We start from the raw sequence: 25,537 nt of genomic DNA, 5'->3' as shown, positions 1-25,537 counted from the left end.
TCCTAGGACGAGGTTTCCTGTACGACGGCGAGCAGCGTGCCCGGCTCGACCTGCTGGCCGGCCTTGGCGTGCAGGGCGCTGAGCGTGCCGGTGACCGGCGCGGTGATCCGGTGCTGCATCTTCATCGCCTCCAGCCAGATCAGGGGCTGGCCGGCCTGCACGGTCGCGCCTTCCCGCAGGTCTTCGGCGATGCGGACGACCGTGCCCGGCATCGGTGCGAGCAGGGAGCCGGGGGTGAGCTGGGCGGTGGGGTCGGGGAAGCGGGGCAGGGCGGTGAGGCGGGTGGTGTTGACGTACACCTGGTCGCCGTAGCGGGCGATCTCGAACCGGTGCCGGACGCCGTCGGCTTCGAGGACGGCCGTGTGCGCGTCGGCGTGGACGACGCGGACGCCGTCGGCGGCGAGTCCGTGACGGGTGTGCCGGTAGCTGACCTCGATCTCCTCGCCCGCCAGCTCGTAGCGTTTGGTCTGTGGCTGGGCGGGGACGTTGCGCCAGCCGCCGAAGCGGGAGCGGCCGTGGGCGTCGGCGAGGGCGGCGGCCAGCGGGGCGAGGGGGTCGGGGGCGGACCCGGTGAGTTCGGCGAGGTGGCGGTCGTAGAAGCCGGTGTCCATGCGGGCGGTGGTGAACTCGTCGTGCCGCAGGGAGCGGACGAGCAGGTCGCGGTTGGTGACCGGGCCGTGCAGGGCGGTGCGTTCGAGGGCCCCGGCCAGTTTGCGGATGGCTTCCGCGCGGGTGGAGGCGTGGGCGACGATCTTGGCGAGCATCGGGTCGTAGTGGACGCCGATCTCGTCGCCGTCGGTGTAGCCGGTGTCCAGGCGGACGCCCGCCGGTACGGCGAGGTGGTGCAGGGTGCCGGTCTGGGGGGCCCAGTCGCGGGCGGGGTCCTCGGCGTACAGGCGGCCCTCGACGGCGTGGCCGTGCGCGGCGGGCGGGTCGGCGGGCAGGGGGTGGCCCTCGGCGACGCGGATCTGTTCCGCGACCAGGTCGATGCCGAACACCGCCTCGGTGACGGGGTGTTCGACCTGGAGGCGGGTGTTCATCTCCAGGAAGTGCGCGCGGCCGTCGGCGACCAGGAACTCGACCGTGCCGGCACCGACGTAGGAGACGGCGCGTGCGGCGCGTACGGCGAGTGCGTACAGCTCCTCGGTGAGCGCGTCGGGCAGTCCGGGGGCCGGGGCCTCCTCGACGACCTTCTGGTGGCGGCGCTGGAGGGAGCAGTCGCGGGTGCCGAGGGGCCGGACGGTGCCGTGGGTGTCGGCGAGGATCTGCACCTCGACGTGCCGGCCGTGCTCGATGTACGGCTCCACGAAGACCTCGCCGTCGCCGAAGGCGCTCGCGGCCTCGGTGCGGGCGCCGTCCAGTGCGTCGGGCAGTTCGTCGAGGCGGCGCACGATGCGCATGCCGCGGCCACCGCCGCCCGCGGCGGCCTTCACCAGCAGCGGCAGGTCGTCCTCGGTGACGTCGGCCGCCGCGAGGGGGGCGAGGCCCATGAGTTCCTTGGCGCGGGTCTTGGACGCCATGGCCTCGATGGCCCGTGGCGGCGGGCCGATCCAGGTCAGGCCGGCGTCGGTGACGGCGCGGGCGAAGTCGGCGTTCTCGGAGAGGAAGCCGTAGCCGGGGTGGACGGCGTCCGCGCCGGCGGCCAGGGCGGCCTTCACGACGAGGTCGCCGCGCAGGTAGGTGTCCGCGGGGGCGGCGCCGGGCAGCCGTACCGCCGTGTCGGCCGTGCGGGTGTGCAGCGCGTCGGCGTCGGCGTCGGAGTGCACGGCGACGGTGCGGATGCCGAGTTCCGCGCAGGTGCGGAAGATGCGGCAGGCGATCTCGCCGCGGTTGGCGACGAGGACAGAAGTGATCACTGGGTTCCTCACATCCGGAAGACGCCGAAGCCGCCGCGCGCGCCCTCGTAGGGGGCGGTGTGGAGGGCGGACAGGCACAGGCCGAGGACGGTGCGGGTGTCGCGCGGGTCGATGACGCCGTCGTCGTAGAGCCGCCCGGACAGGAACATGGGCAGCGACTCGGACTCGATCTGCTGCTCCACCATCGCGCGCAGGGCGGCGTCCGCGTCGTCGTCGTAGGGCTGTCCCTTGGCCGCCGCCGACTGCCGGGCGACGATCGAGAGGACGCCCGCGAGCTGCTGCGGGCCCATGACGGCGGACTTGGCGCTGGGCCAGGCGAACAGGAAGCGGGGGTCGTAGGCGCGGCCGCACATGCCGTAGTGCCCGGCGCCGTAGGAGGCGCCCATGAGCACGGACAGGTGGGGGACCCGGCTGTTGCTCACCGCGTTGATCATCATCGCCCCGTGCTTGATGATGCCGCCCTGCTCGTACTCCTTGCCGACCATGTAGCCGGTGGTGTTGTGCAGGAAGAGCAGCGGGATGTCGCGCTGGTTGGCGAGCTGGATGAACTGGGCGGCCTTCTGGGACTCCTCGCTGAACAGGACGCCCTGGGCGTTGGCGAGGATGCCGACGGGGTAGCCGTGCAGGCTCGCCCAGCCGGTGGCGAGGCTCGTGCCGTACAGCGGCTTGAACTCGTCGAAGTCGGAGGCGTCGACGATCCGGGCGATGACCTCGCGCGGGTCGAAGGGGGTCTTCAGGTCGCCGGGGACGATGCCGAGGAGTTCCTCCGGGTCGTACTTCGGCGGTGCGGCCGGGCCGGGGTCCGGGTGCGCCTTGCGGTGGTTGAGGCGGGCGACGACGCGGCGGGCCTGCCGCAGGGCGTCGGGCTCGTCCACGGCGAAGTAGTCGGCGAGGCCGGAGACGCGCGCGTGCATCTCGGCGCCGCCGAGGGACTCGTCGTCGCTCTCCTCGCCGGTGGCCATCTTCACCAGCGGCGGCCCGCCCAGGAACACCTTGGCGCGTTCCTTGACCATGATCACGTGGTCGGACATGCCGGGGACGTAGGCGCCCCCGGCGGTGGAGTTGCCGAAGACGACGGCGACGGTCGGGATGCCGGCGGCGGAGAGCCGGGTGAGGTCGCGGAAGATGGCCCCGCCCGGGATGAAGATCTCCTTCTGCGAGGGCAGGTCGGCGCCGCCGGACTCCACGAGGCTGATGCAGGGCAGCCGGTTGGCGAGGGCGATGTCATTGGCGCGCAGGGCCTTCTTCAGGCTCCAGGGGTTGCTGGCGCCGCCGCGCACGGTCGGGTCGTTGGCCGTGATCAGGCACTCCACGCCCTCGACCACGCCGATGCCGGTGACCAGGGAGGCGCCGACGGTGTAGTCGCTGCCCCAGGCGGCGAGCGGGGACAGCTCCAGGAAGGGGGTGTCGGGGTCGAGGAGCAGTTCGATGCGTTCGCGGGCGAGCAGCTTGCCGCGCGCCCGGTGCCGGGCGACGTACTTGTCGCCGCCGCCCGCGAGCGCCTTGGCGTGCTCGGTCTCCAGGTCGGCGAGCTTGGCGAGCATGGTCTCGCGGGCCGCCCGGTGGTCGGCGCCCGCGGGGTCCAGGGAGGTGCTGAGAACCGTCACAGGAGGGTCTCCGGGATGTCCAGGTGGCGGGAGCGCAGCCATTCGCCGAGGGCCTTGGCCTGCGGGTCGAAGCGGTGCTGGGCGGCGACGCCCGCGCCGAGGATGCCTTCGACGACGAAGTTGAGGGCGCGCAGGTTGGGGAGCACGTGCCGGGTGACGCGCAGGCCGTCGCTCTCGGGGATCAGCTGGCGGAAGCGGTCGGTGGTGAGTTCGTGGGCGAGCCAGCGCCAGGCCGCGTCCGACCGTGCCCACACGCCGACGTTGGCGTCGCCGCCCTTGTCGCCGCTGCGGGCTCCGGCGACCAGGCCGAGGGGGCGCGCCGGGTCGGTCCGGGCGGCGGGGGCCCGGGCGGCGGCGGTGGCGGTACGTCGTCCAGGGCGCGTGTCTCGCGGGGCGGCGGGACGGGGACCCGGCGTCCGTCGGGCAGGACCGCCTCGTGGCCGACGGCGTCCTGGGGGACGTACACGTCCTCGAAGACCCCGTAGGGTGCGCCCTTCCCGGGTGGGGCGAGCACGTGGAAGCCCGGGTAGCCGGCCAGCGCCAGTTCGACGGCGGCCCCGCTCAGCGCCCGTCCGACGGCCTGCTGGTCCGGGTCCCGTACGACGAGCCGCAGCAGGGCGCTCGCGGTCTCCTCGGTGTCGGCGTCGGCCCGGTCGGTGCGGACCAGCTCCCAGCGGGTCTCGGCGGGCGGCGACTTGGCGAGTGCGTCGGACAGCTGCTCGCGGACCAGGTCCGCCTTGGCCTCGATGTCGAGCCCGGTGAGGACGAAGACGACCTCGTTGCGGAAGCCGCCCAGCCGGTTGCGCCCCACCTTGAGCGTCGGCGGTGGCGCCTCTCCGCGCACTCCCTCGATCCGCACCCGGTCCGGTCCGTCCTGGCTCAGCCGTACGGTGTCCAGCCGGGCGGTGACGTCGGGTCCCGCGTACCGGCCGCCCCCGGTCTCGTACAGCAGCTGGGCGGTGACCGTGCCGACGTCGACGAAGCCGCCGGTGCCGGGGTGCTTGGAGACGACGCTGCTGCCGTCGGCGTGGATCTCGGCGAGCGGGAAGCCGGGACGGCGTACGTCGCCCTCCCGGAAGAAGGCGTAGTTGCCGCCGGTGGCCTGCGTGCCGCACTCCAGGACGTGCCCGGCGACGACCGCGCCGGCGAGGCGGTCGTGGTCCCCCGGCCGCCAGCCGAAGTGGGCGGCGGCGGGACCGGTGACCAGGGCCGCGTCGGTGACCCGGCCGGTGACCACCACGTCCGCGCCGGCCCGCAGGCACTCGGTGATGCCGAACCCGCCGAGGTAGGCGTGGGCGGCGAGGGTGCCGGGGTGCGCGGCGGTGAGGTCGTCGCCCTCGACGTGCGCGACCTTCGCCGGGATGCCGAGCCGGCCCGCCAGCTGCCGGACGGCGTCGGCGAGTCCGGCCGGGTTGAGGCCACCCGCGTTGGTGACGATCCGCACGCCGCGTTCGTGGGCGAGGCCGAGGCAGTCCTCCAGTTGGCGCAGGAAGGTGCGGGCGTACCCGGCGGAGGGGTCCTTCAGCCGGTCGCGGGCGAGGATCAGCATGGTCAGCTCGGCGAGGTAGTCGCCGGTGAGGACGTCGAGTTCGCCACCGGTGAGCATCTCGCGCAGGGCGTCGGCGCGGTCGCCGTAGAAGCCGGAGAAGTTGCCGATGCGCAGCGGGTTCACTCGGTGCCCTCCTTGGGCGGGCGGCCGGTGCCGGGCGGGCCCGCGAAGGCCTGGGCGATGTCGAGCCAGCGGTCGGCGCCGGGGCCCTCGGCACTCAGCGCGAGGTCGCCGCGGTGGGCGCGCTGGGTGACCAGGAGGCAGAAGTCGAGGGCGGGGCCGGTGACGCGCTGCGGGGCGTCCTCGGGGCCGTACGCCCACGTCCCGCCGTCGGGTGCGGTCAGTTCCACCCGGAACTCCTCCGCGGGCGGGGTGAGTCCGTGCACGCCGAAGGCGAAGTCGCGGGTCCGCACCCCGAGCCGCGCCACGTGCCGGAGCCGCCCGGTGGGCGGGCGCACCACGCCCAGGGCGTCGGCGACGTCCAGCGCGTGGGCCCAGGTCTCCATCAGCCGGGCGGTGGCCATGGACGCGGCGGACATGGGTGGGCCGTACCAGGGGAAGCGGCCGCCCGGTGGTGCCTCGCGCAGGGCCGCGTCCAGCGCGGTGCGTCCGGCGCGCCACGATGCCAGCAGCTCCGCGACCGGGAGCCGGGCGCCGTCCTCCGCGCCCTCGTCGACGAACGAGCCGGGGCGGGTGAGGGCCTTCTCGACCAGCGTGTGGAAGGCGTCGGCGTCGGTGACGGCCAGCAGCGCCGAGTGGTCGGTCCAGGCGAGGTGCGCGATCTGGTGGGCGACGGTCCAGCCGGGCGCGGGAGTCGGAAGCGTCCACTGCTCGGAGCTCAACTGTGCGACGAGCAGGTCGAGTTCGTCGCTCTCGGCACGCAGGTCGTCGATGACGGGCGTCGGGTCGGCCATGGGAGGGAGCATGGCAGCGGGCCCAGAAACAATCAAGCGTGCTTGCATGAATTCATCGGGCGGGCCACAGGAGGCCCGCCGGCTTCGAGCGGTCTCGGGGTACGGCCGGTCCGCCGTCGGTCAGACGGCCTCCACCGGCGGGTACACCGGCTCCCAGCGCGCCGCGCGCACGGCCGCCTCGACGTCGTCCGGGACGGTCCGGGCGACGCCTTCCTCGACGGCCGTCCGGGCCACGGCCACGGCGACCGCCTCGGAGGTGCCGCGCAGTTCCCGGATCGGCGGCAGGAGCGGCGCGTTCAGCAGCGCGACGTCCGCGTCACCGGTCCGGCGGGCCACCGCGTCCGCCGCCGCACGGAGCATGCGGTCGGTGATCCGGGAGGCCCGCACGGCGATCGCCCCGAGGCCCAGGCCGGGGAAGACCAGGGCGTTGTTGGCCTGCCCGATCTCGTACGTCGTCCCGTCCCGCTCCACCGGGGCGAAGGGGCTGCCCGTGGCGACCAGCGCCTTGCCGTCGGTCCAGTCGAGCAGGTCGGCGGGGGTGGCCTCGGCCAGTTCGGTGGGGTTGGACATGGCCAGGATGATCGGCCGCCCGGTGTGGGCGGCCATCTCGCGGACGATGTCCTCGGTGAAGGCACCCGCCTGGCCGGAGGTGCCGATGAGGACGGTCGGGCGGACCCGGCGGACCACCTCGCCGAGCGGGATCCCGGGCAGGTTCTCGTCGCGCCGCCAGCCGTCGGTCCCGTCCACCGGGCGTGCGTACAGCAGTTGGAAGTCGCGCAGCGCCTCACCCTGGTCGGCGGTGAGCAGGCCGTAGCGGTCGACGCACCAGAAGCGGTCGGTGGCCTGCTCGACGGACAGGCCCTCCCCGACGAGGGCGTCCCGCAACTGGTCGGCGACCCCGATACCGGCGGTGCCCGCGCCGAAGACCACGATCCGGTGCTCGGGCAGCGGCACACCGGTGGCGCGGACACCGGAGAGGACGGCGGCCAGGTTGACCGCGCCGGTGCCCTGGATGTCGTCGTTGAAGGTGCAGACCCGGTCGCGGTAGCGGTCGAGGACGCGGCGGGCGTTGGCGGGGCCGAAGTCCTCCCAGTGCAGCAGGGCGTTCGGGAAGAGCTTGGCCGCGGTGGTGACGTAGGCGTCGATGAAGGCGTCGTAGGTGTCCCGGTCGGCGCGCGGGTGCCGGTTGCCCAGGTAGAGGGGGTTGTCGAGGAGTTCGGGGCGGTTGGTCCCGACGTCGAGCATGACGGGCAGGGTGCGGCGCGGGTCGATGCCGGCGGCGGCCGTGTAGACGGCCAGCTTGCCGACCGCGATGTCGATGCCGCCGACACCCCAGTCGCCGATGCCGAGGATGCCCTCGCCGTCCGTGGCCACGATCAGGTCGACGTCGTCGGCGCCGAGGCCGCTCGCGCGCAGGGACCGTTCGACGTCCTCGGGGGCGTCCACGGAGAGGTAGACGCCGCGGGGGCGGCGGTACTCGGTGCTGTAGCGGCGGATCGCCGTGCCGACCGTCGGGGTGTAGACGATGGGCAGCATCTCTTCCAGGTGGTCGCCGACGAGCCGGTAGAACAGCACCTCGTTGCGGTCGTGCAGGGCGGTCAGGTACACGCTCTTCGCGAGGTCGCCGGCCTGGTCCCGGAACTGCCCGTAGGCGCGGTCGGCCTGCTCGTCCTGGGTGAGCACGCGCGGGGGGACCAGCCCGACCAGGTCCAGCGCCCGGCGCTGCTCGCCGGTGAACGCCGTACCGCGGTTGATCCGGGGATCGGCGAGGACGGCCCGGCCGCGGGCGGTGATCCTGAGGGGTCGGGGGGAGCCGCTGTTCCCGGTCACTGGATCACCTCTCCGGTTCCGATTCTCCTTTCCAGGGTGACGGAGGGAGGGAGGATCCGCAGGGTGACGTTCACCCGTTGCCGACTCCCCGGCGCATGCCGCTCGCTACTCTCGGTGAGGGGAGGTGGTGGGTGTGCGCAGCCGCGAACTGGACCCGAGCGCGTCGCCGCTGGACTACTACGGCTACGAGCTGCGGCGGGCGAGAGAGTCGGCCGGGCTGACGCTGGCGCAGCTCGGTGCGGTCGTCTTCTGCACGGGGTCGCTGATCGGCCAGATCGAAACGGCGGCGAGGGTGCCGCAACGGGACTTCTCCGAGCGGTTGGACGCTGCGCTGGGGACGGGTGGGTTGTTCTCGCGCCTGGTGGGGATGGTGCTGCGGAGCCAGTTGCCGAGCTGGTTTCAGCAGTACGCCGACATGGAGGCCAAGGCGACGTACATCTCGACCTACCAGTGCCAGCTCGTGTACGGCCTTCTGCAGACTGAGTCGTATGCACGGGCAGTTCTCGGTGTAGACCAGTCGGACCGGCTCGACGCGATGGTGGCAGCACGACTGGACCGCCAGCGGCTCCTCAGCCAGGAGCAGCCACCTGTGTTGTGGGTGGTCCTCGACGAGGCGGTGCTGTACCGGGAGGTCGGCGGCCGAGAGGTCATGCGCGAGCAACTCGTCCATCTGGCAGGGCTCTACGGCAGACCGTGGATGGAACTCCAGGTTCTGCCGTTCTCGGTGGGCCAGAACACCGGATTGATGGGCTCGTTCAACCTCCTGCGGTTCGAAGGGCACCCCGACCTCTACTACAGCGAGAACTACGACTCGGGGCACATGACGGCCAATCCGCAAGTGATCAGGGAGCGTTCCCTCGGCTACGCTCGCCTCCAGGCGGAAGCCCTCTCCCCAAGGGAGTCGGCGGCCCTGATTGGCCGGGTGCTGGAGGAGCGCTATGGACACGAGCCGGGACTTGACGGGCACGATATGGCGAAAGTCGTCCTACAGCGGCAGCAACGGCGGTGATTGCGTCGAGGTAGCCCACCTCGCCCCCCTCACCGCCGTCCGCGACTCCAAGGCCCCCGCCCCCACCCTCCTGTTCCCGCCCACGGCCTGGTCGGCCTTCGTGGAGTCGGTGAAAGGCTGAGCCGCCGCCCGCGGCCGGAGATAACGTCCCACCCGTGACACGAGACGACGGTTACTTCGGGGAAGCGGTCGCGGCGCGGTACGACGAGTCGTCCGCGGAGATGTTCGCGGACGACGTCGTGGAGCCGGTCGCCGGGTTTCTCGCGGGGCTCGCCGGGGACGGTGGGCGGGCGCTGGAGTTCGGGGTCGGGACCGGGCGGATCGCGCTGCCGTTGGCGCGGCGCGGGGTCGAGGTGCACGGGATCGAGCTGTCCCGGGCGATGCTGCGGCGGCTGCGGGACAAGCCGGGCGGTGACGCGATCGGCGTGACGGTCGGGGACTTCGCGTCGGCGAAGGTGGACGGCGTCTTCTCCGTCGCCTACCTCGTCTACAACACGATCATGAACCTGACCTCCCAGGACGCCCAGGTCGACTGCTTCCGCAACGCGGCGGAGCATCTCGCGCCCGGCGGCTGCTTCGTCGTCGAGGTCGGGGTGCCGGATCTGCGCCGGCTGCCGCCCGGGCAGGACGCGGTGCCGTTCCGGGTGGACGGCGGGCGGCTCGGCTTCGACCTGTACGACGTGGCGACGCAGTCGATGAGTTCGCACCACGTGGAGGTCGTGGACGGGCGCGGCCGGTACCTGGAGATCCCGTTCCGCTACGTGTGGCCCGCCGAGCTGGACCTGATGGCCCGGATCGCGGGGCTGCGCCTGCGCGAGCGGTGGGACGGCTGGACCCGGGAGCCCTTCACCGGTGACAGCCGGCAGCACGTGTCGGTGTGGGAGAAACCCGCCGCCTGAAAGCTCCGGCAGCGGGACGCGTCACGCCTCCGGGACCTTCGGCAGCGGCTTCCCCCGGCCCACCTGGGTCCGTACCGCGCCGATGCTCGCCGCGATGACCAGGGCGATCGCCGCCGCCTCCATGGCGGACAGGGCCTGGTCGAGGATCAGGAAGCCCGCCGTCGCCGCGAGGGCCGGCTCCAGGCTCATGAGGATCGCGAACGTGGAGGCGGGCAGGCGGCGCAGGGCGAGGAGTTCGAGGGTGTAGGGCAGGACCGAGGAGAGCAGGGCGACCGCCGAGCCCAGGGCGACGGTGGTCGGGTTCAGCAGGCGGCCGCCCGACTCGGCGATGCCGAGGGGCAGGAAGAGCAGGGCCGCGACCGCCATGGCGAGGGCGAGACCGTCCGCCTGCGGGAAGCGGCGGCCCGTGCGCGCGCTGAAGACGATGTACGCCGCCCACATGGCGCCGGCCCCGAGGGCGAGGCCGACACCGACGGGATCGAGCCCGCCGAAGCCTCCGCCGCCCAGCAGGAAGACGCCCGCGAGCGCGAGGCCGGCCCAGATCGCGTTCACCGCCCGGCGGGAGGCCAGCACGGACAGGGCCAGCGGGCCGAGGACCTCCAGGGTGACCGCCGGGCCGAGCGGAATGCGGGCGACCGCCGAGTAGAAGAGGCCGTTCATCGCGCCCATGGCGATGCCGAACACGATCACCGTGCCCCAGTCGGTGCGGGAGTGCCCGCGCAGCCGGGGCCGGCACACGACGAGCAGGACCACGGCCGCGACGAGCAGCCGCAGGGTCACCACCCCGAGCGCGCCCGCCCGGGGCATCAGCGTCACCGCGAGGGCGCCGCCGAACTGCACCGAGACGCCGCCCGCCAGCACGAGTCCGACCGGGCCGAGGGAGCCGAGACGGCCCGGGGTGCCACCGCCCGGGGATGCGGGTGCGTGGTGCGTCGGTGGCGCGGTGGCGCTGCGGGTGCTCACGTGGCGGTCCTGGCTGGCTCGGAAGCGGATCTGTTCACCTTGATGTACTGCCGAGTCCAGGGTAGTAGACCCTTGTCAGGAGTGTGAAGCGCTTATGTCACTGTCCTGGATGCTGAGACGGCCGCCTCTCGGATGCCGAACCGGACCGTTCTCAGCGGCGGGTCATGTAGACGTCGAGCGCCTTGTGCAGCAGGCGGTTCAGCGGGAGGTCCCACTCCCCCACGTACTCCACGGCCTCGCCGCCCGCGCCCACTTTGAAGCGGAGCAGACCGAGCAGGTGGTTCGACTCCTCCAGGGTGTCGGTGATCCCCCGGAAGTCGTAGACGTGCGCCCCCAGCTCATGGGCGTCGCACATCATGCGCCACTGCATCGCGTTGTTGGGCTGCACCTCGCGCCTGCGGCTGGTGGAGGCGCCGTAGGAATACCAGACGTGCCCGCCGACGACCAGCATCGTGGCCGCGGCGAGCACCTCGCCCTCGTGGTGGGCGAGGTACAGCCGCATCCGGTCGGGGTGTTCGGCGGTGAGCGCGGTCCACATCCGCTGGAAGTACGGCAGCGGGCGGGGGATGAACCGGTCCCGTTCGGCGGTCTCGGTGTAGAGGTCGTAGAAGACCGGCAGGTCGTCGTGGCCCCCGCGGACGACCTTCACGCCCGCCTTCTCGGCCTTGCGGACGTTGCGCCGCCACTGCTGGTTCAGCCCCCGCTGGACGTCGTCGAGGGACCGCCCGGCGAACGGCACCTGGCACACGTACCGCGGCTGCCCGGCGGCGAAGCCCTCCTCCCCGCCCGCCTCGCTCCGCCGCCAGCCCATCCGGCGCAGCCGGGCGGCCAGGTCGACGGCGCCCTGTTCGTACGACGTGGGCGGCACGTCCGCCAGCCGGTGCGCGGCCGGGTCCGCGATCGCGGCCTTGACCGCCTCCGGGCTCCAGCGCCGCGCCACCACGGGCGGCCCCATCTTCACCGAGAAGGCGCCCCTGCCCTTGAGGTACGCCACCATCGGCTCCAGCCGGCGCTCCAGATCGGGCGCGGCCCAGTCGATGACCGGCCCCTCGGGCAGATAGGCCAGATAGCGCCTCACCTTGGGCAGGGGGCGCAGCAGCACCAGCCCCACCCCGGAGAGCCGGCCGTCCGGCTCGAACCAGCCCAGGCTCTCCGCCTCCCAGTCGGCCTTCACATCGCCCCACGACGGCACCTGCATGTGGCTGGCCGAGGGACGCGCCTCCACGAAGGCCAGATGCTCGGCGCGGCTGATCGGCCGGACGGTGGGACTCATGCGCGGGGCTCCTTGGAATTCAGGGATCACCCTTCAGGGATCACCCTTCAGAGATCACCGGGAAGATCGCGGTCGTCCCACCCTACGAATCACCCCTGCCGTCCCTCGGCCCCCACGCGTCCAGCACCTCCGTGTCGGTCGCGCGGGCGTGCAGGAAGTAGCCGGCCCACTCGGCGATGTCCGGGTAGGCGCACTCCCGGACCAGCCGGGCCACGGCCGCCGGTACGTCGTACGGCGTGACGCGCAGGTCGGTGCCGGGTCCGAGGAGGCACCAGTGGGCGCCCGGCCGGCCGTAGGGCATGCCGACGCTGCCGGGGTTGACCACCAGGCGGCCGTGGGCGAGGCGGACGTAGGGCATGTGGGTGTGGCCGCAGACCACCGTGCCGATTCCCGCGTCGAGGCCGGTGAGGACCTCGGCCCAGCGCGCGGGGCGGGAGTCGACGAGCACGACCTCCTCGTCGTCGCGGGGGGTGGCGTGGCAGAACAGGACGGTGCCGAGACCGCGGACGCGCAGGGTGAGCGTGCGGGGCAGGGCCGCGAGGAAGTCCACCTGTTCCCCGGTGAGTTCGCGTGCGGCGAAGGGGCCGATGGGGTCGGGGATCTCCGTCCGCTCGCCCCGCCGGTACTCCACCAGCTCCCGGTCCGCGTTCCCGCCGATCCACAGCACCCGCTCGCCCTGCGCCCGCAGCAGGTCCAGCACGGCGCCCGGCTGCGGGCCCGCCGTGATGTCCCCAGTGAGGACGATCCGGTCGGCGGCGGCCACCTCGGGCTCCGCCAGCACGGCTTCCAGGGCGGGCAGCACACCGTGGACGTCGGACAGGACGGCCAGCCGGACGTACTCCTCCATCAGCCGGCTCCTCCCCCCTGGGCCTCACGGTCCGGCACGTCCGCCGGCTCCTCGTCCAGCGCCGCCGCCAGCACTTCCGCCAAGTGCCGGCCGCGCACGCCCGCGAGCTGCTCCAGCTGGGTGCGGCAGGAGAAGCCGTCCGCGAGGATCACCGTGTCCGCCGGTGCCGCGTGCACCGCCGGCAGGAGCTGCTCCTCCGCGCAGGCCCGGGACACCTCGAAGTGGCCCTTCTCGAAGCCGAAGTTGCCCGCGAGGCCGCAGCAGCCTCCGCTCAGCTCGCCGGTGAGGCCCGCGGACTCGCGCAGCCCGCGGTCGGGCTCGTCACCGAGGACCGCGTGCTGGTGGCAGTGGGTCTGCCCGGCGGCAGGGCGGTCGACGGCGGGCGGTGTCCAGTCGGGGGCGTACCGCCGCAGCACCTGCGCGAAGGTGACGACGGACGCGGCCAGCCGGGCGGCGCGCGGGTCGTCGGGCAGCAGCTCGGGCAGGTCGGTGCGCAGGGCCGCCGCGCAGCTCGGTTCCAGGACGACGACGGGGACGCCGGCCCGCAGCACCGGTTCCATCAGGTCCAGCGTGCGGCGCATGACCGTGCGGGCGCGGTCGAGTTGGCCGGTGGAGACATAGGTGAGGCCGCAGCAGACCCGGCCCCGGCGGGCGGCGAGCAGCGCGGTCGCCGCCCTGGTCCTGCCGTCCCCGATGGCACCCCGGCGCGGGACGAGCGTCGGCGGCAGCGCCACCCGCAGCCCGGCGGCCTCCAGCACCCTGACGGCGGCCCGGCCGACGGACGGTGACAGATGCTCGGTGAACGTGTCCGGCCAGAGCACGACCAGTGTGCCGCAGTCGCTCCGGACGGGTTTCCTCCGGCGCCACCATCCGGTGAACGTCCGCGTCGCCAGGCGGGGCAGCCGCCGTTCGGGAGCGATACCGCCCAGGTGCTTGGCGAGCCGCGCCGACGGGCCGCCCGCGGCGAGCGCGTTGAGCAGCGGGGCCGTCCGCGTGGCGGCGGCCAGGCGCAGCCATTCCGGCAGCCTGCCCATGCTGTGGTGGGCGGCGGGGCGGCGGCGGCCCGCGTAGTGATGGTGCAGGAACTCCGCCTTGTAGGTGGCCATGTCGACGCCCACGGGGCAGTCGGAGCGGCAGCCCTTGCAGGACAGGCACAGGTCCAGGGCGTCCCGCACCTCCGTGGACCGCCAGCCGTCGGTGACCAGTTCACCCGCGAGCATCTCGTGCAGCAGCCGGGCCCGGCCGCGGGTGGAGTGCTCCTCCGCACCGGTCGCCCGGAAGGAGGGGCACATCACGGCGGGGCCGCCCGCCGTGGCCGTACGGCACTTGGCGACGCCCACGCAGCGGCGGACGGCCGCGCCGAAGTCGCCACCGTCCGCCGGGTACCCGAACTCCACGTCGACCGGGCGGCCCGGAAGGACGGAGAAACGCAGGTGGGAGTCGAGGGGGGCGGGGCGGACCAGTATGCCGGGGTTGAGCAGGTCGTCCGGGTCCCACAGGGCCTTGGCCCGCTCGAACAGGCGGACCGTCTGCGCGCCGTACATCCGGGGCAGCAGCTCCGCGCGGGCCTGCCCGTCGCCGTGCTCCCCGGACAGGGAGCCGCCGTGGGCCACCACCAGGTCGGCCAGGTCCTCGGAGAAGCCGCGGAAACGGCCGACGCCCGCCTCGGTGAGCAGGTCGAAGTCGATGCGGACGTGGATGCAGCCGTCGCCGAAGTGGCCGTACGGCGTGCCGCGCAGGCCGTGGTGCGCCAGCAGTGCGCGGAAGTCGCGCAGATAGGCGCCGAGCCGCGCGGGCGGCACCGCGCAGTCCTCCCAGCCGGGCCAGGCCTCGCTGCCGTCCGGCATCCGGGTGGCCGTGCCGCTGGCGTCCTCGCGGATGCGCCACAGCACCCGCTGGGCGGCCGGGTCGGTGACGACCAGCGCGTCCGCGGTGCCGGCCGCCCGCACGATCTCCTCGGCACGCGCGCGTGCCCCCGCCGCCGACTCCCCGCCGGTCTCGACGAACAGCCAGGCGCCGCCCCGGGGCAGCCCCGCCGGTTCGCGCACCAGGTCGGCCGCCATGCCCTCGACGGTCAGCGGCCCGTGGGGCAGCAGTCCCGCCGCGGCCTCGGCGGCGGCGCTCTCGTCGCCGTACCCCAGCACGGCCAGGGCACGGGCGCGAGGGGCCTCCACCAGGTCCACGACGGCCTCGGTGAGGATGCCGAGGGTGCCCTCGGAGCCGCAGAAGGAGCGGGCGACGTCGGCGCCCTTCTCGGGCAGCAGCGCGTCCAGCGCGTACCCGGAGATGCGGCGGGGCAGGTCCGGGAATCCCGTGCGCAGGCGGGCCAGGTCGCCCTCCACCAGCTCTCGCAGGCCGTCCGGTGCCCCGGCCCAGTCCCGGCCGAGCCGCAGCCGCCGGCCGCGCGCGGTGACGACGGACAGCTCGCGGACACTGTCCGCGGTGGTGCCCCAGGCGACCGAGTGGGAGCCGCACGAGTTGTTGCCGATCATCCCGCCGAGCGTGCACCGGCTGTGCGTGGAGGGGTCCGGGCCGAACCGCAGCCCGTGCGGGGCGGCGGCCTCCTGGAGCCGGTCCAGGACCAGTCCGGGCTGCACGACGGCCGTGCGGCTGCCCGGGTCCAGCTCCAGCAGGCCGGTCATGTGCCGGGTGAAGTCCAGCACCACACCCGTGCCCGTCGCCTGCCCGGCGATCGACGTGCCACCGCCGCGCGCCACCACCGGCACTCCCCGCGCCCGGCACACCTCCAGCGCGGCTTCCACGTCGTCGGCGTCTCTCGGCGCGACCACACCCAGCGGAACACGCCGGTAGTTGGACGCGTCCATGGTGACCAGCGCCCGGGCGGTGACGTCGAAGCCGACCTCACCCCGGACGGCCCTGCGCAGCGCGGTCGCGAGATCTGTCATGCGTCCAGCATGCATCCGGACACGGACGGTCACCGCGAGTTGTCCACAGCCCCGCCGTAATTGTCGTACGACATCACAAGTCCACGTCCCGGTGATCTCGTCTCATCGGACGGACACGTCTCCACCCGGCGATCCACCAGCGGTTAACCTCCTTGCGTGGCCGACATCCAGATCCCCTCTGACATCAAGCCCGCCGACGGACGCTTCGGCGCGGGTCCCTCCAAGGTGCGCACCGAGGCGCTGGACGCCCTCGCCGCCACCGGTACCTCCCTCCTCGGCACCTCCCACCGCCAGGCGCCCGTGAAGAACCTGGTCGGCAAGGTCCGCGAGGGCATCTCCGAGCTGTTCTCCCTGCCCGAGGGCTACGAGGTGGTCCTCGGCAACGGCGGCTCCACCGCCTTCTGGGACATCGCCACCCACGGTCTGATCGAGTCCAAGTCCCAGCACCTCACGTTCGGCGAGTTCTCCTCGAAGTTCGCCAAGGCCGCCAAGCTCGCCCCCTGGCTGGCCGAGCCCACCGTCGTCTCCGCCGACCCGGGCACCCACCCGGAGGCGCGCGCGGAGGCGGGCGTCGACGTGTACGCCTTCACGCACAACGAGACCTCCACCGGTGTGGCCATGCCGATCAAGCGCGTGGCCGGCGCCGACGAGGGCGCGCTCGTGCTGGTGGACGCCACCTCCGGCGCGGGCGGCCTCCCGGTCGACATCGCCGAGACCGACGTCTACTACTTCGCCCCGCAGAAGTCCTTCGCCTCCGACGGCGGCCTGTGGATCGGCGTCTTCTCCCCGGCCGCGATCGAGCGCGCCGAGCGGGTGCACGCGTCCGGCCGGCACGTGCCGGAGTTCTTCTCGCTGCCCACGGCGATCGACAACTCCCGCAAGAACCAGACCTACAACACCCCGGCCCTCGCCACCCTCTTCCTGCTGAACGAGCAGCTGGAGTGGCTCAACGGCCAGGGCGGTCTCGCCTGGTCCACGGCCCGCACCAAGGACTCCTCGACCCGCCTGTACTCCTGGGCGGAGGAGTCCAAGTACGCGACCCCGTTCGTGGCGGACCCGGCCAAGCGCTCGCAGGTCATCGGCACCATCGACTTCTCCGACGAGATCGACGCGGCCGCCGTCGCCAAGGTGCTGCGCGCCAACGGCGTCGTGGACACCGAGCCGTACCGCAAGCTGGGCCGCAACCAGCTGCGCGTCGCGATGTTCCCGGCGATCGACCCGGCGGACGTCGAGGCGCTGACGAAGTGCGTCGACCACGTGATCGAGAAGCTGTAGCCGGTACCGGTCGTACGACGACGAGAGGCGCCCGGCGGACAACCGGACGCCTCTTCTCGTCGCGGTCGCGCGGACCGGGAACCGGCGTCAGGGCGCGGGCGGTCGAGCCACCGCGGCGCTGATGCCCGTGATCTCGCCGGTCCCCGAGAGGGTGACGGCGACACGGACGGGCTGGACCGGATTGGGGGGCACGATCGGGCTCGGCGGGACGATCCGCAAAAACCTGGGGAAGACGACCAGCGGGGAGACGGGGTCCGGCGGCCAGAAGACGGAGTTCTCGTCGGCGCCGACGAACTGGTAGGTGCGGCCGGTCGTCCGGCCGACGCCGGTGGTGTTCTGCAGACGGCTGACGATCCGGGCGACTCCACCGCCGCCCGTGTCGGTGCGGGTGACCACCGCGACCGCGACGCGGCCTGTGACGTCGATCGTCTCCGGGCCGCCGGTCAGTGGTCCGTTCAGCGTCAGCGTGGCCGATCGCGCGTGGACGGCGACGGCCTCGGCCCCGGCGGGCGCCGCCTGCCGCGGGGCGGCTTCGGCGGAGGCGGTGGCCGCGGGGACGGCCAAGCCCAGGGCGGCGGCGATCAGGCCGGTCCGTCTGGCGGCCCGCATGACATGACCCTGCATCAGGGCTCCCGTTCGGTGGGGCCGGACCACATCCGGCCCCCCTGTCCCGCGAAACGCCTTCAGCCTGCCCGATCCGGCGCGCCGCCGCCCGGCCGGTGCGGCCGGACAAGTGGGGGTCAGTCGCGGCGGCGCAGCCGGCGCAGGCCGAGGAGGGCCGCCACGCCGACGGCGGCCACGACGGCCCCGACCTGGAGGCCCGTGCTGCCGGCCTTGCCCTCCCCGGATCCGGAACTTCCGTTCACCGAGGGCGACTTGCCGTCCGCGCGCGCGGGGGCGTCCTTGGCCTGGACGGCGCTCTGTGCGCCCTCGCTGCCGTACATCAGCTTCGTCCCGTCGGCGGAGTAGGTGAGGGACTCGCCCTGCCCCTGCCACGGCACCTCCAGGCGGCCCTCGCGCCTGATCCGGCCGCCGTCGAAGCCGTAGAGGATCCCGCCGAAGTAGCCGCGCACGGCGAGCTGTCCGCCGTCCGGGGAGAACGCGGCGTCCGTGGCCCACAGGTCGACCGGGGCGACCGGCCGGAAGACGTTCGCGCCGGAGGTGGAGAGGGTGGCCGGGCCCTCGTACAGGTGCCCCCCGTCCTCCTTCTTGTCGATGATGTACACCCGCCCGGTCCTCGGGTGGACGAGCAGCGACTCGGCGTCGCGCGGCCCGTTCTCGTACTTCACGACGTACTGCGTGGCGGTGACCGTCTCGTCCTTGAGCACCTTGGGCTCGGGCAGCCGGTAGATCCACACGTACGGCCACTTGCCGCCGAGGTTGTCGCCGATGTCGCCGACGTAGATCTCGTCGTGCGGTCCGATGGAGATCGCCTCGACGTCGCGCGGGGCGCCGATGCCGCGCAGGGTCAGCCGGGCCACGGTCCGCCCGGTCCGGCTGTCCACGGCGTACAGGTACGGCCCGTCGTCGCTGTCGTTGTGCGTCCAGTAGATCCCGGGGTGCAGCCGGGAGGCGGCCAGCCCGCTGGACTCGGTGATCCTGGGGTCCTTGAGGGTGAACCCCTGGTCGCCTCCGCCGCCGGCGGCGGAGGCGGGCAGCGCGCAGGCACCGGTGAGCAGCACCCCGGCGAGGACGGCGAAGGATCGACGCATGCCCCCAAGCCTGCCATCACCGCGGGTGGTTCGCGGGACGTGGTGGGCCTCACACCCCACGCGCGGCCGGGACCGTCCATCATGAGCGGATGCTCAGGATCATGCCCGTAGGCGACTCGATGACGATCGGGAGCGCGGGCGAACACACGTGGCGGCACCGGCTGTGGCGGCACCTGTGCACGACGTACGGCGGCCCGTTCACCCTCGTCGGCCCGCGCGAGGAGCTGTACGACAAGGACGCCGACGCCCCGACGTCCCTCGCCTACGCCGATCCCGGCTTCCCGCGCGCCCACCTCGCGGGCTGGGGCGAGGGCTGGCTCCACATGGCCCCGCTGATCGGCGACGCGGTCCGCGCGCACCGCCCCGACATCCTGCTGGTCTCCCTGGGCCTGATCGACCTGGGCTTCTACACGAACGCCGAGCAGACGGCCGAGAACGTCCGGGCGTTCATCGCCGAGGCCCGCGCGGTCCGCCCGCGCATCCGCATGGTGCTGCTCCCCGTGATCCCGAACATCCGGGCCGACGCGGACGAATCCTTCGCCACCGAGGTGGACGCCTTCAACGTGCTGCTCGCCAAGACGGTGGCCGACGTGGACGAGCCCCGCGCACCCGTCCTGCTGGCCTCGGCACCCGAGCCGTGGGACATCCACACCGACACCTACGACGGCACCCACCCGAACGCGAACGGCGAGCACCGCATCGCGGAGGCGTTCGCCACGGCGATGCGGGAGGCGTGGGACATCGGCAAGCCCTACGCCCGGCCCGGACCGACCCCGGCCCCGGCACGGCGGCCCCTTGCCTAGAGCGCACTCCACGCCGTTGGCTGGGGAACCATGAAGTACACGCAGCTTGGACGCACGGGACTCAAGGTAAGCCGACTCGTCCTCGGGACGATGAACTTCGGGCCGCAGACCGACGAGGCCGACAGCCACGCCATCATGGACGCGGCGCTCGACGCCGGCATCAACTTCTTCGACACCGCCAACGTGTACGGCTGGGGCGAGAACAAGGGACGCACCGAGTCCATCATCGGGAACTGGTTCGCGGGCGGCGGCGAGCGCCGCGACAAGGTCGTCCTCGCCACCAAGGTCTACGGCAACATGGGCACGGACGGCGAGGCCTGGCCGAACCACGACAAGCTCTCCGCGCTCAACATCCGGCGGGCCGTGGACGCCAGCCTGAAGCGGCTGCGGACCGACCACATCGACCTGTACCAGTTCCACCACGTCGACCGGAACACGCCCTTCGACGAGATCTGGCAGGCCGTCGACACCCTCGTCCAGCAGGGCAAGATCCTGTACGTCGGGTCGTCGAACTTCCCCGGCTACAAGATCGCCCAGGCCAACGAGGCCGCGGCCCGCCGCGCCGGCACGATCGGGCTCGTCAGCGAGCAGTGCCTGTACAACCTCGCCGAGCGCCGCGCCGAGATGGAGGTGATCCCGGCCGCGCAGGAGTACGGCCTCGGCGTCATCCCATGGTCGCCGCTGCACGGAGGTGTCCTCGGCGGTGTGATCAAGAAGCAGGTGGAGGGCGGCCGCCGGGCCTCGGGACGGTCCGCCGACGCCCTCGCCGACTCCGCCACCCGGGCACGGATCCAGTCCTACGAGGACCTGCTCGACAAGCACGGTCTGGAGCCCGGTGAGGTGGCCCTGGCCTGGCTGCTGACCCGACCCGGGGTCACCGGCCCCATCGTCGGCCCGCGCACCGGCGAGCAGCTGGAGTCGGCCCTCAGGGCCGTCGAGCTGGAGCTCGGCGAGGAGCTGCTGGCCGGCCTGGACGAGATCTTCCCGGGTCCGGGTCCGTCGCCGGAGGCGTTCGCCTGGTAGCGGGCCCCGAGGGCACGCGGGGAGCTGCGGCGCGGGCCACCGGCCGGCCGCGGTTCCCCGGGCCGGGAGCTACCTGACGGCCGCCGCGACGGCGACCACAACGAACATCAGCACAAGCACACCGGCCATGATCCGGTTCCGCGTCTTCGGGTCCACGCCCACGAGCCTAACCAACCCCGCCGAGTGGCCGGCGGGCAACCGCCTCGTACCGCGGCTGCTCCCCCGGCACTCCGGACCGCGGCAGATTGCTGCGCACCAGCACCAGCTCGTCCACCGTCCAGGGCCGGCCGGCGAAGCCGTGCAGCAGCTCGGTGTACGGCCGCACGTCGAGGGAGTCCCGGCCGCGCGCCACCGTCAGGTGGGCCTTGTACCGCCGGTGCTCGCCCATCGGCACACCCGCCTTCCGGGCCGCCGCCTCCGCCCGGTCGGCCAGCAGCCGCAGTGCCTCCACGTCCCCCGCTGCCCCCGTCCACAGGGCCCTGCCGTGACCGAACTGGCCGCCGCCGGACAGGGCCAGCTCGAACGGCGCCGTGCGGCGGGCCGCGCCCGCGAGGCGCTCCGACAGCTCCGGTACGAGATCGTCGGCGACCTCGCCGTAGAAGGCGAGGGTGAAGTGCCAGCCCGGGCGGTGGGTCCAGCGCAGCCGCTCCGCGCCGGGAAGCCGCCGCAACTCGGCGACCTCGGCGGCGAGTTCCTGGACGACGTGCTCCGGCGGGAGCACCGCCGCGAAGAGTCTCATGCCTTCACCTTCCCAGACCGGCGTGGGCATGATGGGCCGATGACGATCATCATCCGCGAAGGCGGCCCCGACGACGCTCCCCTGATCCTCGCCATGCTGGACAGCTCGGTGGAGTGGCTGGTCTCACAGGGCCGGACCGGGCAGTGGGGGACCAAGCCCTGGTCGGACGACCCCCGGGCGGTGGACCTGGTGCGCCGGTACGCCACCACGGGCACGCCGTACTTCGCCGAGGTGGACGGCGTCCCGGCGGCCACGCTGACCCTCAGCGAGGGCCCGGGCCCCTATCTGGAGCCCGCCGACGAGCCCGAGCGCTACATCCATCTGCTCGCCTCCGACCGCCGGTTCAAGGGGCGGGGCGCCGGTGCCGCGCTGCTCACCCACGCGGCCGAGGTGACCCGGCGGGCGGGGATATCCCTGCTGCGGGTGGACTGCTACGCGGGCGACGACGGCAAGCTGGTCGCCTACTACGAGGGCAACGGATTCATCCGGACCGAGCCCTTCACCCACGGGGAGAACGCCTGGCCGGGCCAGGTGCTGGCCCGGAGGGTCCTGTAGCGGACCCTCCGGCGCGGGCGCGGCGGGCTCAGGCCGCCGTAGTCAGCTGTTCCCGCTCGCGTGGGACGAAGCGGACCCGCGGATGGCCCCGGTGCCAGCCCACCGCGAGGCGCAGGCCCCCGATGCGGGTGAGGACCAGTCCGACGCCGGCCGCGGCGACGGCGGAGACCACGCCGCCGAGGGCGAAGCCGACCCGGGCGCCGTAGGTGTCGGTGATCCAGCCGACCACGGGTGCGCCCAGCGGCGTCCCGCCCATGAACACCATCATGAACAGGGCCATCACCCGGCCGCGCATGGCCGGGTCGGTGGCCATCTGCACGGCGGTGTTCGCGGTGACGTTCACCGTGAGCCCGAAGATCCCGATGGGCACCATGAGCAGCGCGAACAGCCAGTACGACGGCGCGACGGCGGCCAGCGTCTCCAGGGTGCCGAAGGCCACTGCGGCGGCGATCAGGACCCGCAGCCGGGCCGTGCCGCGCCGGGCGGCGAGCAGGGCGCCGATCAGGGAGCCGACGGCCATCAGGGTGTTGAAGAGGCTGTAGGAGCCGGCGCCCGAGCGGAACACGTCGTCCGCGTAGGCCGACAGCCACACCGGGAAGTTGAAGCCGAAGGTGCCGATGAAGCCGACCAGGACGATCGGCCAGATGAGCTCCGGCCGCTTGGCGACGTAGTCCAGACCCTCCCGCAGCTGGCCCTTGCCGCGGGGCGCGCGCTCGACCACGTGCAGGTCGCGGGCGCGCATCAGCAGCAGGCCGGCGATGGGCGCGGCGAAGGACAGGCCGTTGGCGAGGAACGCCCAGCCGGTGCCCACGCCGGTGATCATCAGGCCGGCGGCGGCGGGGCCGACCAGGCGGGCCGACTGGAAGTTCGCGGAGTTCAGGCTGACCGCGTTCTGCAGCTGCTCGGGGCCGACCATCTCGGAGACGAACGACTGCCGGGCCGGGTTGTCGAGCACGGTGGCGAGGCCGACGGCGAAGGCGGCGACGTACACGTGCCACACCTGGACGTGGCCCGACAGGGTCAGGAAGGCGAGCGCGAGGCCCGTGACGGCCATCGAAGCCTGGGTGACCAGCAGTGTCGGCCGCTTGGGCAGGCGGTCCACGAGGACGCCGCCGTAGAGGCCGAAGAGCAGCATCGGCAGGAACTGCAGGGCCGTGGTGATGCCCACGGCCGCCGAGGAGCCGGTGAGGCTGAGGACGAGCCAGTCCTGTGCGATGCGCTGCATCCAGGTGCCGGTGTTCGAGACGACCTGGCCGAGGAAGAAGAGGCGGTAGTTCCGGATCTTCAGCGAGCTGAACATCGAGGACTTGCGGGGAACGGGGGTGGTAGGGGTGCTCGGTGCGGGGGCGGAAGGTGCTCCGGATCCCGAACTCAAAGGGGTCGCCTCCTCGAATGGCGTGCTTAAAGGTGTGCGAGCTTCTCCAGCACGGGGGCGGCGGCGCGCAGTTTGGCCCACTCGTCCTCGTCGAGGCCCTCGACGAGGCCCGCCAGGAACGCGTTGCGCTTGCGGCGGCTCTCCTCGAGCATGGTCTCGGCCTGCTCGGTCTGGGTGACGACCTTCTGGCGCCGGTCCTCCGGATGCGGCTCCAGCCGGACCAGGCCCTTGCCCTCGAGCAGCGCGACGATGCGGGTCATCGAGGGCGGCTGGACGTGCTCCTTGCGGGCGAGCTCGCCCGGGGTGGCACTGCCGCAGCGCGCGAGGGTGCCGAGCACCGACATCTCGGTCGGGCTCAGCGACTCGTCGACCCGCTGGTGCTTGAGCCGACGGGACAGCCGCATCACGGCGGAGCGGAGGGCGTTCACGGCGGCAGCGTCGTCGCCATGGGTAAGGTCCGGCATGTTCTTTAGCGTAACTCATTACTCTCGCTAAAGACCACTCGACACGCACGCGATGCCCGTGACCCTGGCCACTGAACCCTCCGATCACCCGTATGGGTGAGTCGATATCGGAAAGTGACGCATGGGGTGGCCGGATGTGGCGACCCTCGTAGCCATGGGGACCACTGTGCTCAGCCTGCGGATGGACGGGGAGCTGCTCGAAAGGCTCCGGCACCACGCGGCGAAAAGGGGGATGAGCGTGCAGGACTATGTGGTCCGCACGCTCATCCGGGACGACTTCGACGAACGCTTCCAGTCCGCCGTCGAGGAGACGGAGAGGTTCTACGGCGTCACGTGACGCCGCAGATCCCCCGTCAGGTGAGGCCGAGGGCCGGCATCAGGTAGTAGAAGGCGAACACCGCCGAGACGACGTACATCGCGGCCGGGATCTCCCGGGCCCGGCCGGCGGCCAGACGCAGCACGGTGAAGGTGATGAAGCCCATCCCGATGCCGTTGGTGATCGAGTAGGTGAACGGCATCATCAGCATCGTGATGAAGGCCGGGATGGCGATGGTGTAGTCCGCCCAGTCGATCTCCTTGACGGAGTTCGACAGGATCAGGAAACCGACCGCGATCAGCGCCGGGGTGGCCGCCTGGGACGGCACCATCGTGGCGACCGGCGTGAGGAACAGCGCGACCGCGAAGAGACCGCCGGTGACGACGTTGGCGAGGCCCGTGCGGGCACCCTCGCCGACCCCGGCCGTGGACTCCACGAACGCGGTGGTGGCCGAGGAGGAGCTGGCACCGCCCGCCGCGACCGCGAGGCCGTCGACGAACAGGACCTTGTTGATGCCGGGCATGTAGCCCTGGGCGTCGGTCAGCTTGGCCTCGTCGCTGACGCCCATGATCGTGCCCATGGCGTCGAAGAAGCACGACAGCAGGACCGTGAAGACGAAGAGGACGCCGGTCAGCACGCCGACCTTGGAGAAGCCGCCGAACAGGCTGACCTGGCCGATCAGGCCGAAGTCGGGGGTGGCGACCGGGTTGCCGGGCCACTTCGGGACGGTCAGGCCCCAGGACGGGATGGTGGCGACCGCGTTGATGATCACCGCGAGGACGGTCATGCCGACGATCGAGATCAGGATCGCGCCCGGCACCTTGCGGACGATCAGCGAGAAGGTGAGCAGCGCGCCCAGGATGAAGATCAGCACCGGCCAGCCGGTGAGGTGACCGCCGACGCCGAGCTGGAGCGGGACCGTGGTCTGGGCGGCGTCCGGCATCCGGGTGACGAACCCGGCGTCGACGAGGCCGATCAGCATGATGAACAGGCCGATACCGATGGAGATGGCCTTGCGCAGGCCGAACGGCACGGCGTTCATCACCCGCTCGCGCAGGCCCGTGGCGACCAGCAGCATCACCACGAAGCCGGCCAGCACGACCATGCCCATGGCGTCCGGCCAGCTCATACGGGGCGCGAGCTGGAGCGCGACGACCGAGTTGACGCCGAGGCCGGCGGCGAGCGCGATCGGCACGTTGCCGATGACGCCCATGAGCAGCGTGGTGAACGCCGCCGTCACCGCCGTCGCCGTCACCAGCTGGGCGTTGTCCAGGTGGTGCCCGTACATGTCCTTCGCGCTGCTCAGGATGATCGGGTTCAGCACGATGATGTACGCCATCGCGAAGAAGGTGGCGAGACCGCCGCGGATCTCCCGGGCGACGGAGCTGCCGCGCTCGGAGATCTTGAAGAAGCGGTCGAGGGCGCCGAAGCCCGGCGTACCGCCCGGCTTCTCGGGGGTGGGGACCTTGGCAGGTGCCGAGGTGGACATGCGAGACCTCATCACCAACGGGGTTCCCCCGAGCCTCGTTGGACTTTCGTACGAACAGAAGTGGTCAAAGACAAACGGTTTCAGTATGAACGTATGAGTCCCAGATCGCTATCTCCGCGCGTAGACCACGGCG

General features: G+C 72.7%; 22 protein-coding genes and 1 pseudogene. 8 read left to right on the top strand and 15 right to left on the bottom strand.

Annotation, left to right across the window (positions count from 1 at the left end; genetic code table 11):
- Positions 1-2 precede the first annotated feature (2 nt).
- From N8I86_RS21700 to N8I86_RS21680, 5 genes and pseudogenes are all read right to left on the bottom strand, one after another.
- The gene (locus tag N8I86_RS21700) at positions 3-1,856 is read right to left on the bottom strand and encodes an acetyl/propionyl/methylcrotonyl-CoA carboxylase subunit alpha (RefSeq protein WP_263278490.1); all 1,854 of its coding nucleotides are present in this window, start codon (positions 1,854-1,856) and stop codon (positions 3-5) included.
- 8 nt (positions 1,857-1,864) lie between these two features.
- Positions 1,865-3,463, bottom strand: coding sequence for an acyl-CoA carboxylase subunit beta (locus tag N8I86_RS21695; RefSeq protein ID WP_073888182.1), 1,599 nt, complete (start codon positions 3,461-3,463; stop codon positions 1,865-1,867).
- A pseudogene (locus N8I86_RS21690) lies at positions 3,460-5,135 on the bottom strand (acyclic terpene utilization AtuA family protein). The gene N8I86_RS21695 and the pseudogene N8I86_RS21690 overlap by 4 nt, the downstream one beginning before the upstream one ends.
- Positions 5,132-5,926, bottom strand: a complete 795-nt coding sequence (locus N8I86_RS21685) for a TIGR03084 family metal-binding protein (protein WP_073888178.1) — start codon at positions 5,924-5,926, stop codon at positions 5,132-5,134. Before N8I86_RS21685 ends, N8I86_RS21690 begins: the two are co-directional and overlap by 4 nt.
- Positions 5,927-6,046: 120 nt before the next feature.
- A complete protein-coding gene (locus N8I86_RS21680) occupies positions 6,047-7,756 on the bottom strand; it encodes an NAD-dependent malic enzyme (protein ID WP_263278489.1) in 1,710 nt (569 codons plus the stop codon).
- A 133-nt stretch (positions 7,757-7,889) separates the two neighbouring features.
- Between N8I86_RS21680 and N8I86_RS21675 the strand changes: the two genes are divergently transcribed.
- The 3 genes from N8I86_RS21675 to N8I86_RS21665 are packed head-to-tail and all read left to right on the top strand — an operon-like array spanning position 7,890 to position 9,664.
- Complete coding sequence (locus N8I86_RS21675; protein ID WP_385327885.1) at positions 7,890-8,765, top strand: helix-turn-helix domain-containing protein; 876 nt, start codon at positions 7,890-7,892, stop codon at positions 8,763-8,765.
- Positions 8,695-8,886, top strand: a complete 192-nt coding sequence (locus N8I86_RS21670) for a DUF397 domain-containing protein (RefSeq protein WP_263278487.1) — start codon at positions 8,695-8,697, stop codon at positions 8,884-8,886. The genes N8I86_RS21675 and N8I86_RS21670 overlap by 71 nt, the downstream gene beginning before the upstream one ends.
- Positions 8,887-8,920: 34 nt before the next feature.
- Positions 8,921-9,664 (top strand): class I SAM-dependent methyltransferase, encoded by a 744-nt coding sequence (locus N8I86_RS21665; protein WP_263278486.1) that lies wholly within the window; start codon positions 8,921-8,923, stop codon positions 9,662-9,664.
- A 21-nt stretch (positions 9,665-9,685) separates the two neighbouring features.
- Here N8I86_RS21665 and N8I86_RS21660 read toward each other — a convergent pair whose 3' ends face one another.
- The 4 genes from N8I86_RS21660 to N8I86_RS21645 form a co-directional block, all read right to left on the bottom strand.
- Positions 9,686-10,627, bottom strand: coding sequence for an EamA family transporter (locus tag N8I86_RS21660; RefSeq protein WP_073888168.1), 942 nt, complete (start codon positions 10,625-10,627; stop codon positions 9,686-9,688).
- Positions 10,628-10,778: 151 nt separating this feature from the next.
- A complete protein-coding gene (locus N8I86_RS21655; protein ID WP_263278485.1) occupies positions 10,779-11,900 on the bottom strand; it encodes a lipid II:glycine glycyltransferase FemX in 1,122 nt (373 codons plus the stop codon).
- 82 nt (positions 11,901-11,982) lie between these two features.
- The gene (locus N8I86_RS21650) at positions 11,983-12,747 is read right to left on the bottom strand and encodes a metallophosphoesterase family protein (RefSeq protein WP_263278484.1); all 765 of its coding nucleotides are present in this window, start codon (positions 12,745-12,747) and stop codon (positions 11,983-11,985) included.
- Complete coding sequence (locus N8I86_RS21645; RefSeq protein WP_263278483.1) at positions 12,747-15,653, bottom strand: FAD-binding and (Fe-S)-binding domain-containing protein; 2,907 nt, start codon at positions 15,651-15,653, stop codon at positions 12,747-12,749. The genes N8I86_RS21650 and N8I86_RS21645 overlap by 1 nt, the downstream gene beginning before the upstream one ends.
- Before the next feature lie 156 nt (positions 15,654-15,809).
- Here N8I86_RS21645 and serC point away from each other — a divergent pair, with 156 nt between their 5' ends.
- Complete coding sequence (gene serC / locus N8I86_RS21640; protein ID WP_093475782.1) at positions 15,810-16,928, top strand: phosphoserine transaminase; 1,119 nt, start codon at positions 15,810-15,812, stop codon at positions 16,926-16,928.
- Positions 16,929-17,015: 87 nt separating this feature from the next.
- On the opposite strand, the gene N8I86_RS21635 is transcribed toward serC, so the two are convergent.
- The gene (locus N8I86_RS21635) at positions 17,016-17,537 is read right to left on the bottom strand and encodes a hypothetical protein (protein ID WP_263278482.1); all 522 of its coding nucleotides are present in this window, start codon (positions 17,535-17,537) and stop codon (positions 17,016-17,018) included.
- Between the two features lie 131 nt (positions 17,538-17,668).
- Positions 17,669-18,640 (bottom strand): WD40 repeat domain-containing protein, encoded by a 972-nt coding sequence (locus N8I86_RS21630; RefSeq protein WP_263278481.1) that lies wholly within the window; start codon positions 18,638-18,640, stop codon positions 17,669-17,671.
- An 89-nt stretch (positions 18,641-18,729) separates the two neighbouring features.
- On the opposite strand from N8I86_RS21630, the gene N8I86_RS21625 reads away from it, so the two are divergent.
- Both N8I86_RS21625 and N8I86_RS21620 read left to right on the top strand, forming a co-directional pair.
- On the top strand, positions 18,730-19,443 hold the full coding sequence (locus tag N8I86_RS21625) for an SGNH/GDSL hydrolase family protein (RefSeq protein WP_263278480.1): 714 nt from the start codon (positions 18,730-18,732) through the stop codon (positions 19,441-19,443).
- Positions 19,444-19,473: 30 nt separating this feature from the next.
- Positions 19,474-20,466: an aldo/keto reductase gene (locus tag N8I86_RS21620; RefSeq protein ID WP_073888154.1), complete on the top strand. Its 993-nt coding sequence runs from the start codon at positions 19,474-19,476 to the stop codon at positions 20,464-20,466.
- A gap of 166 nt (positions 20,467-20,632) precedes the next feature.
- Here the strand turns inward: N8I86_RS21620 and thpR are convergent, their stop codons facing one another.
- Complete coding sequence (gene thpR, locus N8I86_RS21615; protein ID WP_073888152.1) at positions 20,633-21,205, bottom strand: RNA 2',3'-cyclic phosphodiesterase; 573 nt, start codon at positions 21,203-21,205, stop codon at positions 20,633-20,635.
- A 39-nt stretch (positions 21,206-21,244) separates the two neighbouring features.
- Between thpR and N8I86_RS21610 the strand changes: the two genes are divergently transcribed.
- Positions 21,245-21,760, top strand: a complete 516-nt coding sequence (locus N8I86_RS21610; protein WP_263278479.1) for a GNAT family N-acetyltransferase — start codon at positions 21,245-21,247, stop codon at positions 21,758-21,760.
- 28 nt (positions 21,761-21,788) lie between these two features.
- Here N8I86_RS21610 and N8I86_RS21605 read toward each other — a convergent pair whose 3' ends face one another.
- Together N8I86_RS21605 and N8I86_RS21600 are read right to left on the bottom strand one after the other, a co-directional pair.
- Positions 21,789-23,135 (bottom strand): MFS transporter, encoded by a 1,347-nt coding sequence (locus tag N8I86_RS21605; RefSeq protein ID WP_317633615.1) that lies wholly within the window; start codon positions 23,133-23,135, stop codon positions 21,789-21,791.
- Positions 23,136-23,161: 26 nt separating this feature from the next.
- A complete protein-coding gene (locus N8I86_RS21600; protein ID WP_073888146.1) occupies positions 23,162-23,599 on the bottom strand; it encodes a MarR family winged helix-turn-helix transcriptional regulator in 438 nt (145 codons plus the stop codon).
- 154 nt (positions 23,600-23,753) lie between these two features.
- Here N8I86_RS21600 and N8I86_RS21595 point away from each other — a divergent pair, with 154 nt between their 5' ends.
- Complete coding sequence (locus tag N8I86_RS21595; protein WP_073890313.1) at positions 23,754-23,936, top strand: ribbon-helix-helix protein, CopG family; 183 nt, start codon at positions 23,754-23,756, stop codon at positions 23,934-23,936.
- Between the two features lie 16 nt (positions 23,937-23,952).
- On the opposite strand, the gene N8I86_RS21590 is transcribed toward N8I86_RS21595, so the two are convergent.
- A complete protein-coding gene (locus N8I86_RS21590; protein WP_073888144.1) occupies positions 23,953-25,404 on the bottom strand; it encodes an NCS2 family permease in 1,452 nt (483 codons plus the stop codon).
- Positions 25,405-25,537 lie beyond the last annotated feature (133 nt).

The organism is Streptomyces albidicamelliae (assembly GCF_025642175.1).
GTDB classification, from domain to species: domain Bacteria; phylum Actinomycetota; class Actinomycetes; order Streptomycetales; family Streptomycetaceae; genus Streptomyces; species Streptomyces albidocamelliae.
The sequence above is the reverse complement of the archived record's forward strand: the minus strand, read 5'-3'. Positions and strand labels throughout refer to the sequence as shown.

Bases quoted from the DNA above. Each gene is read 5' to 3' on its own strand.
- N8I86_RS21685 (WP_073888178.1), bottom strand. From the start codon at position 5,926: ATGGCCGACCCGACGCCCGTCATCGACGACCTGCGTGCCGAGAGCGAC.
- N8I86_RS21670 (WP_263278487.1), top strand. From the start codon at position 8,695: ATGGACACGAGCCGGGACTTGACGGGCACGATATGGCGAAAGTCGTCC.
- N8I86_RS21655 (WP_263278485.1), bottom strand. From the start codon at position 11,900: ATGAGTCCCACCGTCCGGCCGATCAGCCGCGCCGAGCATCTGGCCTTC.
- N8I86_RS21650 (WP_263278484.1), bottom strand. From the start codon at position 12,747: ATGGAGGAGTACGTCCGGCTGGCCGTCCTGTCCGACGTCCACGGTGTG.
- N8I86_RS21645 (WP_263278483.1), bottom strand. From the start codon at position 15,653: ATGACAGATCTCGCGACCGCGCTGCGCAGGGCCGTCCGGGGTGAGGTC.
- N8I86_RS21635 (WP_263278482.1), bottom strand. From the start codon at position 17,537: ATGCGGGCCGCCAGACGGACCGGCCTGATCGCCGCCGCCCTGGGCTTG.
- N8I86_RS21630 (WP_263278481.1), bottom strand. From the start codon at position 18,640: ATGCGTCGATCCTTCGCCGTCCTCGCCGGGGTGCTGCTCACCGGTGCC.
- N8I86_RS21625 (WP_263278480.1), top strand. From the start codon at position 18,730: ATGCTCAGGATCATGCCCGTAGGCGACTCGATGACGATCGGGAGCGCG.
- N8I86_RS21620 (WP_073888154.1), top strand. From the start codon at position 19,474: ATGAAGTACACGCAGCTTGGACGCACGGGACTCAAGGTAAGCCGACTC.
- thpR (WP_073888152.1), bottom strand. From the start codon at position 21,205: ATGAGACTCTTCGCGGCGGTGCTCCCGCCGGAGCACGTCGTCCAGGAA.
- N8I86_RS21610 (WP_263278479.1), top strand. From the start codon at position 21,245: ATGACGATCATCATCCGCGAAGGCGGCCCCGACGACGCTCCCCTGATC.
- N8I86_RS21600 (WP_073888146.1), bottom strand. From the start codon at position 23,599: ATGCCGGACCTTACCCATGGCGACGACGCTGCCGCCGTGAACGCCCTC.
- N8I86_RS21595 (WP_073890313.1), top strand. From the start codon at position 23,754: ATGGGGACCACTGTGCTCAGCCTGCGGATGGACGGGGAGCTGCTCGAA.
- N8I86_RS21590 (WP_073888144.1), bottom strand. From the start codon at position 25,404: ATGTCCACCTCGGCACCTGCCAAGGTCCCCACCCCCGAGAAGCCGGGC.